At 67.3% G+C, this 13968-nt stretch carries 12 protein-coding genes; 2 read left to right on the plus strand and 10 right to left on the minus strand.

Features of this window, described 5'->3' with window-relative positions:
* Positions 1 to 4: 4 nt before the first annotated feature.
* Positions 5 to 850, plus strand: a complete 846-nt coding sequence (locus tag JYG37_RS11625) for an NRDE family protein (protein WP_213345421.1) — start codon at positions 5 to 7, stop codon at positions 848 to 850.
* Positions 851 to 866: 16 nt separating this feature from the next.
* Here the strand turns inward: JYG37_RS11625 and JYG37_RS11630 are convergent, their stop codons facing one another.
* The 6 genes from JYG37_RS11630 to JYG37_RS11655 form a co-directional block, all read right to left on the minus strand.
* Entirely contained in the window at positions 867 to 1313 is a 447-nt protein-coding gene (locus tag JYG37_RS11630; RefSeq protein WP_175975455.1) for a GNAT family N-acetyltransferase, read from the minus strand.
* Positions 1314 to 1354: 41 nt separating this feature from the next.
* Entirely contained in the window at positions 1355 to 2314 is a 960-nt protein-coding gene (locus JYG37_RS11635) for an alpha/beta hydrolase (protein ID WP_213345423.1), read from the minus strand.
* A gap of 162 nt (positions 2315 to 2476) precedes the next feature.
* Positions 2477 to 2956 (minus strand): PaaI family thioesterase, encoded by a 480-nt coding sequence (locus JYG37_RS11640; protein WP_213345424.1) that lies wholly within the window; start codon positions 2954 to 2956, stop codon positions 2477 to 2479.
* A complete protein-coding gene (locus JYG37_RS11645; protein WP_012328683.1) occupies positions 2953 to 3267 on the minus strand; it encodes a Dabb family protein in 315 nt (104 codons plus the stop codon). The genes JYG37_RS11640 and JYG37_RS11645 overlap by 4 nt, the downstream gene beginning before the upstream one ends.
* A gap of 317 nt (positions 3268 to 3584) precedes the next feature.
* Positions 3585 to 5063: a sensor domain-containing diguanylate cyclase gene (locus tag JYG37_RS11650; protein ID WP_050013263.1), complete on the minus strand. Its 1479-nt coding sequence runs from the start codon at positions 5061 to 5063 to the stop codon at positions 3585 to 3587.
* 58 nt (positions 5064 to 5121) lie between these two features.
* On the minus strand, positions 5122 to 5514 hold the full coding sequence (locus JYG37_RS11655; protein WP_124679869.1) for a hypothetical protein: 393 nt from the start codon (positions 5512 to 5514) through the stop codon (positions 5122 to 5124).
* Between the two features lie 422 nt (positions 5515 to 5936).
* Here JYG37_RS11655 and JYG37_RS11660 point away from each other — a divergent pair, with 422 nt between their 5' ends.
* Positions 5937 to 8078 carry a glucosidase family protein gene (locus tag JYG37_RS11660; protein WP_213345425.1) on the plus strand — a complete coding sequence of 714 codons (2142 nt, stop codon included), beginning with the start codon at positions 5937 to 5939 and terminating at the stop codon, positions 8076 to 8078.
* A gap of 70 nt (positions 8079 to 8148) precedes the next feature.
* On the opposite strand, the gene JYG37_RS11665 is transcribed toward JYG37_RS11660, so the two are convergent.
* The 4 genes from JYG37_RS11665 to JYG37_RS11680 form a co-directional block, all read right to left on the minus strand.
* Positions 8149 to 9549 carry a sensor domain-containing diguanylate cyclase gene (locus tag JYG37_RS11665; RefSeq protein ID WP_124630777.1) on the minus strand — a complete coding sequence of 467 codons (1401 nt, stop codon included), beginning with the start codon at positions 9547 to 9549 and terminating at the stop codon, positions 8149 to 8151.
* Positions 9550 to 9871: 322 nt separating this feature from the next.
* Complete coding sequence (locus JYG37_RS11670) at positions 9872 to 11050, minus strand: acetyl-CoA C-acyltransferase (RefSeq protein ID WP_050013266.1); 1179 nt, start codon at positions 11048 to 11050, stop codon at positions 9872 to 9874.
* 39 nt (positions 11051 to 11089) lie between these two features.
* Positions 11090 to 11722, minus strand: coding sequence for a bifunctional nicotinamidase/pyrazinamidase (pncA, locus tag JYG37_RS11675; RefSeq protein ID WP_050013267.1), 633 nt, complete (start codon positions 11720 to 11722; stop codon positions 11090 to 11092).
* 44 nt (positions 11723 to 11766) lie between these two features.
* Positions 11767 to 13851 (minus strand): 3-hydroxyacyl-CoA dehydrogenase NAD-binding domain-containing protein, encoded by a 2085-nt coding sequence (locus tag JYG37_RS11680; protein ID WP_213345426.1) that lies wholly within the window; start codon positions 13849 to 13851, stop codon positions 11767 to 11769.
* Positions 13852 to 13968 lie beyond the last annotated feature (117 nt).

Raw genomic sequence — 13968 nt, forward strand, 5'->3', positions numbered from 1 at the left:
CCCGATGTGTCTGATTGCCTTCGACTGGCAGCCTGATGCCGCCGCCGGTCCCGTCTTTACCCTCGTCGCCAATCGCGACGAGTTCTTTCGCCGGACCAGCGCGCCGCTCTCGTGGTGGGAGGACGTGCCGGGCGTACTGGCCGGCCGCGATCTCGAAGCGGGCGGCACGTGGCTCGGCGTGTCGCGCGATGGCCGCTTCGCCGCGCTGACCAACTACCGCGCGCCGTTCGACATCCGCGCGGGCGCGCCGACCCGCGGCAAGCTGGTGTCCGACTTTCTCGGCGGCTCGCCCGTCGCACCGCTCGACTATCTTGTGGAGCTTGCCGAGCATGCGGCCGTGTACAACGGCTTCAACCTGCTCGTCGGCGACTGGCGCCGGCGCGAACTCGCGTGGTTCTGCAACCGCGCGCCCGAAGGTGAAAGCCGTGTCGCCGCGCCCGTCGCGATCGCGCCGGGCGTGCATGCGCTGTCGAATGCGCGGCTCGATACGCCCTGGCCGAAAGTGGTGCGCAAGCGCGCGGAACTCGGCACGCTGCTCACCGACAACCCGACCCCGTCGCTCGACGAGCTGATCGCACTGTTGCGCGACCCGCACGTCGCGGACGACGACGCGCTGCCGCACACGGGCATTCCGATCGAGCGCGAGCGCGCGCTGTCGGCCGCGTTCATCGAGACGCCCGAATACGGCACGCGCGGCACGACCGCGCTGCGCGTCACGATGAAGGAAGGCGTGCGGCTGACGGTCGAGGTCAAGGAGCGCAGCGACGACGACGGCTCGCACCGCACCGTCCGCCCCGGCGCGTTCGAGCGCGCGGTTACGTTCGATATCGACGCGGCGCGGCCGCGCTGAGCGCACACAACGCGCGCTACGGCGCGCGCGCCATCTCGACGTGCGGCACGCCGGCTTCGACGAACGGTTCGCCGACCGCCGCGAAGCCGTGCCGCAGATAGAACGACACCGCCGAATCCTGCGCGTACAGCCGCACGACGGCTTCGCCGCGGCGCCGCGCGGCGTCCAGCAGCGCATTCAGCACAGCCGATCCGACACCCTGCCCGCGCATGTCGGCCAGTACCGCGACACGGCCGATCGTGCCGGACGGCAATAGCCGCCCCGTCGCAACCGCGCGGCGCAGCCCGGTCGCCGCGTCGGTCCGGTACGCGACCGCATGCAGCGACAGCGGATCGTCGTCGTCGAGCTCCCATTCCGGCGGAATCTGCTGCTCGCGCACGAACACTGCGTCGCGAATCCGCGCGGCGTCGCCGCCCAGCACCGCCCAGTCGCCCGTTTCCACCCCGCCCACGCCGTTCGTCATCGCCATCCTCCCGCGGCGCGCACGCCTTCCGGCGCTCGCCGTCAAATCTCGTCGAATGCAGCCTTCAGCGCCGCGACCGCATCGGCATGCGCGACGCGCACCTCCGGCACGTAACCGCCCATCTTGAAGAATTCGTGGATCATCCCCGGATAGCAGACCAGCGTGACCGCGTTGCCGGCCGCGCGCAACTTGTCCGCGTACGCGGCGCCCTCGTCGCTCAGCGGATCGTATTCGGCCGTCGCGATCCACGCCGGCGCGACGCCCGCGAACGACGGCGCATCGCGCGTGCCGTCGAGCGGCGCGAAACGCCAGTCGTCGCGATCCGCCCGATCGCGCACGTATTGCGTGAAGAACCACTGGATCGTGTCCTGCGTCAGCAGGTGGCCGCTGGCGAGCCGCGCGTGCGATTCGGTGTCCTGGTCACGCGTCACACCCGGATAGATCAGCAGCTGCAGCGCAAGACGAATGCCCGCGTCGCGCGCGAGCACCGCGCAGACCGTCGCGAGCGTCCCACCCGCGCTGTCGCCGCCGACCGCCAGCCGCGCGGCGTCTATGCCGAACGCGGCGGCCTCGCGATGCAGCCATTGCAGCGCGTCGTCCGCGTCGTTCACCGCGGTCGGAAATTTGTGTTCGGGCGCGAGCCGGTAGCCGACCGACAGCACCGCGCATTGCGCATCGTGCGCGAACATCCGGCACAGCGCATCGTGCGTGTCGACGCTACCGACCGTGAAGCCGCCGCCGTGGTAGTACACGAGCGCGGGCAGCGGCTCCGCCAAGCTCGGCGCGACCGGCAGATACAGCCGCGCACCGATCGTGCGGCCGTCGCGCGTCGGCACCACGCATTCCTCCACCGAATGCATCGGCGCCGGCGCGACGTCGAGGATCGGCGCGCTCTTCTCGTACGCGGCGCGCGCCTGCTGCGGCGTCTGATGGTGATACGACGGACGTTTCGCGCGCTCGATCATGTCGAGCACCTGGGCGATCTTCGGATTCAGCGGCATCGGAGTGGACGGCGCGGCGTGGCGCCGTGAACGGACAAGCGTGACATGATGCCACGCGGAGGCTGGACGGGCGCGGCGAGCCGCGCCGTGTGCCGGCATTCCATGCTGCCAGACGAAACGGCCCTGCCGCATCGAAGAGACAGGGCCGCGCGTGGCGGATGCTTACGCGTCGCTCGGGCCGGGATGGGCGTCCGGCGCGGTGCGCGAGCGTTGCCGCTTGATGTCGCGGCCGACCGCGAGCCGCCGCATGTACTTGAACGTACCGAGCGCCTTCGCGACGAAATTGCCGTCGCTGTCGCGCACTTCGCCTTCGCAGTAGGCCATCGTCGTCGAGCGGTGCATCACGCGCCCGTAAGCGCGCAGCTCGCCGCGGCCCGGCTGCATGAAGTTCACCTTCATCTCGACCGTGACGACGCCGATGCCATCGTCGGTCAGGCTGCGCGCCGCCATCGCGAGCGCGATATCGGCGAGCGTCATCGTCACGCCGCCGTGCGCGATGCTCCACGTGTTCATGTGGCGCTCTTCGAGCGGCAGCACGATCTCGCTCGCACCGTCCTTCGCGAACACGAGCTGCACGCCGAGCAGATCGACGAACGGGCTTTCGATCGACGGGCCTTCCGTCGGGGTTGCCGCGTCGCTCATCGTGCGACGTCGACGATGTAGTCGACGCACTCGCGCGATTCGGCCACCGCGACGACGAATTTCTTCACTTCCTGGTGAACCGGATGCACCTGGTACGCGTCGAGCGCCGCCTTGTCGGTGAAATCGGAGACGAGCACGATGTCGGCGGTCGCGTCGAGGCCAGGTGTCGCCAGGCCGACGTCGATCTGCAGGGTGCCGGGCACGAGGTCGCGGCAGCCTTCGAGCTTTTCCTTCAGCTTCAGCGCGTTCTGTGCACGCGTCGCGCCTTCGGCGGATTCTTTCAACTTCCACATGACGATATGTCTGATCACTTCGTTCGCTCCTGTTCGTGTTGGTTCGGCGCTTGGCCGGGGACCCTTGGCAGTCGTGCACATTACGCCCGTTCGCCGGTCGCTTTCGTTCGCTCGGGATCTCGTCCGGTTGGAAAAAGCGGGCATCTTTGAAATCTTCACGGAAGATACCCGCTTTCTCGCCGTATCATTTACCGGCGTCAAGACGCCGACAAGCGAAGGCAGGCGACAAGCCTACCAAACTTACTGACGGCAATGGACTGTGTCTTGACGTGGGTCCGTCAGCTTTGGTCACTGCCGACATGAGTCTGACGAACGGCGCAATGCAACCATCTCCATCACTCCGCCGGCTGCAGCGCGGCAACCTTGTTCCGCCCGGTCGCCTTCGCGTAATACAGTGCCTCATCCGCCGCCTTGATCACGGCATCCGGCTGCCCTTCCTGATCCGGCATCCAGCACGCCAGGCCGATGCTCGCCGTCACACGCCCGTATTCGCTGCCGGCGTGCTCGAGGGCCAACGCATCGATTGCCGCGCGGATCCGCTCGGCAATCTGCGCCGCGCCGGTTTGTGGCGTGTCGGGAAGCAGCACGACGAACTCCTCTCCGCCATAACGCGCCGCCGTATCGGCCGGCCGACGAATATTGTCGCCGATGCACCGCGCGACCGCCGCCAACGCATCGTCCCCGGCCTGATGACCGTACGTGTCGTTGTAAGCCTTGAACCGATCCACATCCACGAACAGCAGCGAGAAAACGGAATGCGCACGTCGCGCGCGACGCCACTCCTGGTCCAGTACCTCGCCAAAGCTGCGGCGATTGCTCAGGCCGGTGAGACCGTCCGTCCGGGCGAGCAGCACGAGTTCCGATTCCGCCCGCATACGGCGCCGTAGCTGCGAACCGAGCAGAAGGGACAGTGCGATGAACGCCACCCCGAACGTCGCGACCAATCCGCCGATCTTGATCGCACGTTGCCGCCATGCGGCGTAAATGTCCTCCTCGGCCTCCGCCACCATGATGATCAGCGGCAGTTTCGGCAAATGCTTGAAGTAGTACAGGCGGCGCACGCCGTCGATCGATGACGTTTCGGAGAAGGCGCCCTCTCGCGCGGTCTGAAACCGCCGGAACGTCGCGGCTTTGCTGATGTCGCGGCCGATGGTATGCACATCGTACGGCTGACGCATCACCATCTTGCCGTCTTCGCCGATGAGCGAAATCGAGCCATGCTTGCCAAGCGAAAGCCCGGCGAAGAGCTGATGGAAATAATCGAGATTGACCGCGATAACGACGATGCCGCCAAACGATCCATCGGGGTTCGAAATCCGCCGCGTGAGCGCGATACTGAGCTTTCCCCCACGCAAACGGGAGACGAACGGGTCACTGATATAGAGTCCGACGTTCGGATTGTCGCGGTGGACCGTGAAGTATCGGCGATCGGAGAAATTACCCTTGCGCGGCTCGTCATAGCCCGAATCCAGAACGATATTGCCGCCTGCATCCATCACGAGCATCGAACCGAGAAATTCCGCGGTCATCGCGTGATCGAACAGCACCGACCGGCGCAGGCCCGGCGAAGCATCCATCACATCGCGGCGCTGCAACCCATGGATGACCGCCTGCAAAGACAGGTCGTACAACTCGATATTGCGTTCGATGTCGCGTTCGGCGATCAGTCCGAGGTTGCGGGACGTTTCCCTTGCCCGCTCCATCGCATCGTCACGGCTCTGCAAGAGTTGCAGCACGCATAGCGCCATGAGCGCGCATGCGATCACGGAAGCAATCGCCACGATGATGTAAGGGGCAGTCTTACGGGGATGCATGGGTCTCCTCACCGCGAATGCGCGCCCCTCGCGTCGAGCGCAGATTGCTCATACTAAATCAGTTGGGCCGATATTCGCGCCCGGCGCGAACGGAAAGGCTCAGCCGCGGGCGATTATAAATATCCAGCGCGAAAAATTGCCCGCTCGTAGCGGGCTTCTGCCTCCGATACACACGTTCGGCGCGCGTCATCGGCCGCGAACGAGCCGCTCGAGCTTCGCGCCGTCTTCGTCGAACTGCTTCAGCCGGCGAAGCGCCGATGGCGACGTCGCGTCGTCGTGCGGGCATACGCAGGAACGCGGATTGCCAGGCGGCCTTCGCGCGCGTTTGCCGCGCACGTCGGCCTGTCACGACACCGACCGACACAATCCGGCGATTCGTTTCCTGTCCGGCATCAATCGCCGGCGCGACAGCGTATTGCCGACCGGTTTTCAACCGATATCCGGAATGCATTAATCCGATCCCATTGAATCGCACATTTTACCGGCGCGACGGGTAATAATTGCGACCGGTTTTCAATTCAATATTGGAAAACAAAAACATTATTGACTTCGACTTTCCCGCAAATTTAGAATCGCCTACGACGGCCTACGTATCGTTTTCCTCGCCGCTCCGGATTCGCCACTCACCTGCGCGAAGGTCCTTCGCATCGGCCTTCCCGCCGGGCATCGACGTGCGCCCCTGTCGTTTTCAGCTTTCGGCATTTATCGACCACCCGGTTGTTTTTCAACCCATTTTCCTTTCGAAGAAACGCAATACCTCCATTCATTCCAGTCATTCGCCAAGAATGAATGCAAAGCAGCACCAAACGGACCCAAGATCCGCCAATTAGATATCCAGATAAAAAATCGCCAGTCATCAGGAGGGACATCAACATGCATCGCCTTGCGAAGTCGCTGTGTCTCGGGCTCGTCTGCGCCGGCCTGCTGTCGGCCTGCAATGACGACGACGTCCAGTCGACCACCCCGCCGTCGAACACCGCCGCGTTGTCGTTCCGCATGGATACCGGCGGCCAGATCAACGCGTTCTACCGGCAGGACAAGGTCGCCGCGCACCTGCTGGTACGCTCGTCGACGAAGCCGCGCCTGCTCGTGGTCTTCCCCGCCGGCAACAGCGGCACCGGGCTGTGGTTCGACGACACCGCGCAACCGGTGAACTGGAGCCTCGACACGCCGCCGTCCGCGCTGTCGGCCCCGGACGCACACGGCCGCCCGCTGTACGGCATCGGCGCCGACGTGTCGATCGACACCGCTACGCTGACGATCCGCCAGGGTGTGCTCAGCAACGTGCGCTTCCTGCGCGACTTCAACGGCGGCGCGACGATTCCGCAGCAGATCCTCACCGCGCCGACGGTCCAGGGCGGCACCGCGCAATGGCAACGCGACCGGCTCGACGGCGCGCCCGGCTATGCGCTGCGCATCACGCTGCGCGACGGCGGCAGCATCGCGCCGGCAGCGGGCGGCAAGCTCGTGCTGAACGCGCCGGCGGGCTCGCGCACGCTGAAGCTGCACATCGATGCGCTGTCGGGCGAGACGCCGCTGTCGCCGATCACGCACGCGGACCTGTTCGCTCCGTCCGTGAATCCCGACCCGGTCAGCCAGAACGTGCTCGAATTCCTGAGCTTCAACGACAAGCTGCTGGCGGGCTCGTGGCAGTACGACACGTACTTCGGCCGCGACACGCTGATCTCGGTCCGCATGCTGATGCCCGTGCTCGAACCCGCGGCGATCGAGGCCGGGCTGTCGTCGGTGCTGAGCCGCCTATCGGCCGACGGCAAGGTCGCGCACGAGGAAGGCATCGGCGAATTCGCGCTGATCGACAACCAGAAGAACGGGCGGCCGAACGACGCGACACCGACCTACGACTACAAGATGATCGACAGCGACTACCTGCTCGCGCCGATCGCGGCCGCGTGGCTGATCGACGATACGCGCGGCCAGGCGCGTGCGGCCGCGTATCTGGCGCAGCGCGGCAGCGACGGGCAAACCAACGGCAGCCGCCTCGTCGTCAATCTGCTGCACGTCGCGACGACCGCGCAGCCGTTCGCGCAGCAGCCGTCGGTCGCGAACCTGATTCACCTGCGGCCCGGCGAAATCGTCGGCAACTGGCGCGACAGTACCGACGGCCTCGGCGGCGGCGTGTACCCGTACGACGTGAACGCAGTGCTCGTACCGGCCGCGCTGCGCGCGGCGAACGCGTTCCTCGCCCGCGGCCTGCTCGATCCGTACCTCGACGCCGGGCAACGCGCGACGCTCGCCAACACGGCGAACGAAGCGGCCACGTGGGAAACGCAGGCGCCGCCGCTGTTCCAGGTCAGCGTGCCGGCCGCGCAGGCGGCCACCGACGTGTCGGCCTATGCGCCGTCCGCCGGGGTGCCGGCCGGCGCCGCGCCCAATGCGCCGCTGGCCTTCTATGCGCTCTCGCTCGACCAGCAGGGCAACCCGATCCCGGTGATGAATTCGGACGGCGGCTTCGCGCTGCTGTTCGGCGCGCCGCCGGACGATCAGCTCCAGCGGATCGTGACCGACGTCACGCGGCCGTTCCCGACCGGCCTCGTGACCGATGCCGGGATGCTGATCGCGAACCCCGCGTATGCGAACCCGTCGCTGTGGCCGAAGTTCACGAGTTCCGCGTATCACGGCACGGTGATCTGGTCGTGGCAGCAGGCGATGTGGGTGGCCGGGCTCGATCGCCAGCTGGCGCGCCAGGACCTGTCGGCCGCGACCCGCACGCTGCTCACGCAGGCGCGGCAGACGATCTGGCAGGTAATCTCGAACGGACGCGACATGCGCACGTCGGAAATGTGGACGTGGTCCTACGTGAACGGCAAGTACCAGACCGACGCATTCGGCACGCGCAGCGCCGATGCGACCGAAGCCAACGCGGCGCAGCTCTGGAGTACGACGTATCTCGCGATCCGCGATCCGCAGCAGCGCGCGGGCAAGTACTGGTGGCAAGCGTCGCAGCCGATGCAGGACGGGCAGCCGAAGCAGGCGACGGCGGTGGCGTCGCGCTAGCGCGCGGCCGGCACCGGCCGGCAAAAGCCCCGGGGGCGCCCCCGCCGCCGGGGCGGCGGTGACATGCGGATCATCGCGACACCACGCGGTTGCGCCCTTCCCGCTTCGCCTGATAAAGCCGCTCGTCGACCGCCCGCAGCAGCGCATCGACCGTGCCGCCGTCGACGCCGTATTGCGCGACGCCGACGCTGACCGTCACCTGCACGCGCTTGAAGTCCAGCCCGAACGGCGCACTCGCGATCGACGAACGTACGCGCTCGGCCGTCATCCGCGCGCCTTCGAGCGGCATCTCGGGCAAGAGCGCCATGAATTCCTCGCCGCCGACCCGTGCGAGCGCGCCCGCCGGCCGGATCGCCTCGAGGCACTGGCGCACGACGCCGCGCAGCACCTCGTCGCCGATCTGGTGCCCGTAGGCATCGTTGATGTTCTTGAAATTGTCGAGATCGAGCGCGAGCAGGCAGAACGGCGTGCCGTCGCGCTCGGCCCGCACGATTTCGCGCTCGACCTGCGCGATGAACTGCCGGCGGTTCGACGCGCCCGTCATGGGGTCGGTCGCGGCCATGTACTCGAGCTTCTGGTTCGTACGCCGCAGCTCCTGCAGCGCGCTTTCGGTGCGCGCCATCGATTCCGACAGCCGGCTCATCAGGTCTTCCTGGCTGTAGATCGCCGAGAACGAGCGCGTCGTCTGCAGCGCCTGCACGACACCGTAGCTCAGCAGGAAGAACCCGCCCGCGAAGATCGCGTGCGCGAGCCACCACATGTGATTCCACGGCTTGCCGAGGATGAACGCGAGCGACGACAGCGCGAACGCCATGATCGACACGCCGTAGATCACCATCAGCGGCGAGCGGATCCGTCGTGCGAGCAGCAGGCACACGTTCAGCAGCGAGAACACCAGCGCGCCGCCTTCCATCGACAGCCGCGTGCCGAGCGCGCCCGCGACCGGCGAATACGCGATGTACGCGACGGCCACGTTGACGATCAGGAAGAACACGATCCACGGCAGCCACGTGCGCACGCTCGTGCGCTTGTCGAGCCGGTCGGGCGGCCGCGAATACGACAGCAGCCCCGTGAGCAGCAGCGCCGACATCACGAACCGCGACGCAGGCCCGTACAGCAGGAACAGCCAGATATTGTGGTGCGCCATCCCGGTGAACGCGCCGTGCAGCGCGTAGATCATCGCGAAGCCGAGAAAGCCGAGCGTCAGCCAGCGCAGCAGCGGCTCGCCGGACGACCGGTAACACACCCACGTCACGTAGGTGACGAACGCGCCTTCGATCGTCGCCGCCGCGATCGCGATTTCATGGAAGGCGTGGTTCTCGAACACGACGCTCCGGTCGCTGAAGAACCACAGATAGGCAATCAGATAGGCCGGCAACAACGCGAATCCGACCAGCAGGCATTTCGCGTAGAGCCTGGCGGCCGCGCTGACGACGCGCGGCGGTTCCCCGGCTGCATAGGTCGTACTCATTCGGTCCCCGGTCGGTCTGCTGCGTTGGCTGGAATCTTCTCGGGACGGATCGCGCCCCCACGCGCGATCTGGCCCATCATGCCGAAAGGCAAATGTCAGAGCAAGTATAGGAGGGGTAATTCGTTTGACAAGTCAGGGGAAACGGCATTGCGGGGTGCATGCTTTTGTTTCCCCATCATTGCGAATGGCGCATCGGTCGCGCCGATTCGCTGCGGCGGGGGGGGGGGGGGGGCGCGGGGCGGGGGGGGGGGGGGGGGGGGGGGGGGGGGGGGCGGCGCCCCCCCCCCCCCCCCCCCCCCCCCCCCCCCCCGCCGGTCAAAGATCAGAGGATTTCAAACAAGCCGGCCGCGCCCTGCCCGCCGCCGATGCACATCGTGACGACCACGTACTTCACGCCGCGCCGCTTGCCCTCGATCAGCGCATGGCCGGTCAGGCGCGCGCCCGACACGCCGTACGGATGGCCGACCGCGATCGCGCCGCCGTTCACGTTCAGGCGGTCCTCAGGAATCCCGAGCGTGTCGCGGCAGTACAGCACCTGCACCGCGAACGCCTCGTTCAGTTCCCACAGGCCGATGTCGTCGACTGTCAGCCCGGCCTGCTTCAGCAGCTTGGGCACAGCGAACACCGGGCCGATGCCCATTTCGTCCGGCTCGCAGCCAGCCACCGCGAAGCCGCGGAACGCGCCCAGCGGCTGCAGCCCTTCGCGCTGCGCGGCCTTGGCGCTCATCACGACGCATGCCGACGCGCCATCCGAGAACTGGCTCGCATTGCCCGCGGTGATCACGCCGCCCGGCACGGCCGAACGGATCTTCGACACGCCTTCGAGCGTCGTGTCGGGGCGGATGCCTTCGTCGACCGAGACCGTCACTTCCTGCGTGAACAGGCGGCCCGTCGCCTTGTCGGCGATGCCCGCGAGCACGGTGATCGGCACGATCTCGTCGCGAAAACGCCCGGCTTCCTGCGCGGCCGCGGCCCGCAGTTGCGACTGCACGCCGTACGCGTCCTGGCGCTCCTTCGAGATCCCGTAGCGCTTCGCGACGTTCTCGGCGGTCTGCAGCATGTTCCAGTAGATCTCGGGCTTGTGCTGGACGAGCCAGCCTTCCTGGACCATGTGCCGGTTCATCTCGTTCTGCACGCACGAGATCGACTCGACGCCGCCGGCCACGTAGATCTCGCCTTCGCCCGCGATGATCCGCTGCGCGGCCAGCGCGATGGTCTGCAGCCCGGACGAACAGAAACGGTTCACCGTCATCCCCGGCACGCTCACCGGCAACCCGGCGCGCAGCGCGATCTGCCGCGCGATGTTCGCGCCGGTCGCGCCTTCGGGGTTCGCGCAGCCCATGATCACGTCCTCGACGCGCGCCGGATCGAGCTTCGCGCGCTCGAGCGCGGCCGCGACCACGTGGCCGCCGAGCGTCGCGCCGTGCGTCATGTTGAAGGCGCCGCGCCAGGATTTCGCGAGCGGCGTGCGGGCGGTCGATACGATTACGGCTTCGGTCATGCGAGTCTCCTTCGGTCCTGCTTCATGTTGGGGTCTGCGCTACGCCGCCGGGCGCGCGCTGGCGGACGTCGCATGCACGACGCCCGCTGCCTGCATCTGCTGCCATGCGTGCGCGAGCGACCCGTTCAGGTCGATCGCGCGGCACGCATCGTTGATCACCGCGGCTTCGAAACCGGCCGCGCGCGCATCGAGCGCCGACCACGCGACGCAATAGTCGGTCGCGAGCCCGCAGCACCACACGCGCTTCGCGCCGAGTTCGCGCAGATAGCCCGCGAGCCCCGTGCGCGTCGTGCGGTCGGCTTCGACGAACGCGGAATAGCTGTCGACCTGCGCGTCGCCCCCCTTGCGGATCACGAGCCGCGCATGCGGGATGTCGAGGTCGCGATGCAGCGCCGCGCCGTCGGTGTCCTGCACGCAGTGCACGGGCCACAGCACCTGCTCGCCGTACGGCAGCGCGAGCGTCGAGAACGGCTCGCGGCCCGGATGGTTCGCCGCGAACGACACGTGCTCGCGCGGGTGCCAGTCCTGCGTGAGCACGACCTGGTCGAAGCGTTGCGCGAGCGCGTTGATCACGGGCACGACCGCATCGCCGTCGGGCACCGCGAGCGCGCCGCCCGGCATGAAGTCGTATTGCACGTCGATCACGAGCAGGACGTCGTCGGTGCGTTTCATTGCGTGTCTCCAGACAGGATCGGTCGCGCAGCGATGCGGCGGCGTCAGCCGTTGAACCCGCGGCCGGCCTTCGCCCGTTCCGCGATCGACGGCGCGAGCTGCCATGCGTCACCGTTCGGCGCGGCCGCATAGCGGCGAATCGCGCGCTCGACGTTGTAGAGGCCGACCATGTCCGCGTACAGCATCGGGCCGCCGCGCCACAGCGGGAAGCCATACCCGGTCAGGTAGACCACGTCGATATCGGACGCCTTCGACGCGATCTTCTCTTCGAGGATCTTCGCGCCTTCGTTGACGAGCGCGAACACCAGCCGCTCGACGATCTCGTCGTCGCCGATCTTGCGCCGCTCGACGCCGCGCTCCTTCGAGTACGCGACGATCATCTCGTCGACGAGCGACGACGGCTTCGCCTTGCGGTCGCCCGGCACGTAGTCGTACCAGCCGGCGCCCGTCTTCTGGCCGAAGCGGCCCTGTTCGCACAGGCGGTCGGCGATCTTCGAATAGTGCAGATCGGGCTGCTCGACGTAACGGCGCTTGCGGATCGCCCAGCCGATGTCGTTGCCGGCGAGGTCGCTCATCCGGAACGGCCCCATCGCGAAGCCGAACTTCTCGATCGCGCGATCGACCTGCGCGGGCAGCGCGCCTTCCTCGAGCATGAACAGCGCCTGGCGGATGTACTGCTCGATCATCCGGTTGCCGATGAAGCCGTCGCACACGCCCGACACGACCGCCGTCTTGCGGATCTTCTTCGCCACCGCCATCACGGTCGCGAGCACATCCTTCGCGGTCTGCGCGCCGCGCACGACCTCGAGCAGCTTCATCACGTTCGCCGGGCTGAAGAAGTGCATGCCGACGACGTCCTGCGGGCGCTTCGTGAACGCCGCGATCTTGTCGACATCGAGCGTCGACGTGTTCGACGCGAGGATCGCGCCCGGCTTCGCGACTTCGTCGAGCTTCTTGAACACCTGCTCCTTCACGCCGAGTTCCTCGAACACCGCTTCGACGATCAGGTCGGCGTCCTTCAGGTCGTCGTAGGACAGCGTCGGCGTGATCAGCGCGATGCGTGCGTCGAGCTTCTCCTGCGTGAGCCTGCCCTTCTTCACCTGCGCGTCGTAGTTCTTGCGGATCGTCGCGAGGCCGCGCTCGAGCGCATCCTGCTTCGTCTCGAGCAGCGTGACCGGCAGCCCCGCGTTGATGAAGTTCATCGCGATCCCGCCGCCCATCGTGCCCGCGCCGATCACGCCGACCCGGCGGATCTCGCGCAGCGGCGTATCGGCCGGCACGTCGGGAATCTTGCTCGCCGCCCGTTCGCCGAAGAACGCATGGCGCAGCGCGCGGCTTTCCGGCGTCATCATCAGCGCGACGAAACCCTCGCGCTCGGCGATGCTGCCTTTGTCGAAGCCGTTCAGCACGCCGGCCTCGATCGCGTCGATGCACTTGTGCGGCGCGGGGAAATTCGGCGCGGCGGCCCGCGCGGAATTGCGCGCGAACTGGATGAAGCCCGCCGCGTTCTCGTGGACGATCTTGCGATCGCGGACGCGCGGATGCGGGCCGTTCTGCGCGCCGACCTTGCGCGCGAACGCGACGGCCGCGTCGAGCAGGTCGCCGTCGGCCATTTCGTCGAACAGCCCGCTCGTCGCGAGTTGCTCCGACGGCACCGGCGCGCCCGACACGATCATGTTCAGCGCGGTTTCGAGGCCGACCGCGCGCGGCAGGCGTTGCGTGCCGCCCGCGCCCGGCAGCAACCCGAGCTTCACTTCGGGCAGCGCGACCTGCGCGCCGGGCGCGGCGATGCGGTAGTGCGCGCCGAGCGCAAGCTCCAGCCCGCCGCCCATCACGACGCTGTGCAGCGCCGCGACGACCGGCTTCGCGCTTGCCTCCACCGCGCGGATCACGGTGTGCAGCGTCGGCTCCTGCAGCGCCTTCGGCGTATTGAATTCGGTGATGTCGGCGCCACCCGAGAACGCGCGACCCGCGCCGGTCAGCACGATGGCCGTGACCGACGGCTCCTGCGCGGCGCGATCGAGCGCGTCCATGACGCCCTGGCGGGTCGACAGGCCGAGCCCGTTGACGGGCGGATTGTTGAGCGTGATGACGGCCACGCCGTCGCGAGTCGAGTAATCCACTGCCATCTGCCTGCCTCCATGCATCGCGCGCCGGATTGGCTGCGCTTCATTGTGCGCGGTCGAACGGCCGCATGTCCGAATGAACGCAGGCAGCATACAACGAAAAAGCACGGTCGTTCAATT

The sequence above is a fragment of the Burkholderia sp. LAS2 genome (assembly GCF_018417615.1).
Lineage (GTDB): Bacteria > Pseudomonadota > Gammaproteobacteria > Burkholderiales > Burkholderiaceae > Burkholderia > Burkholderia sola.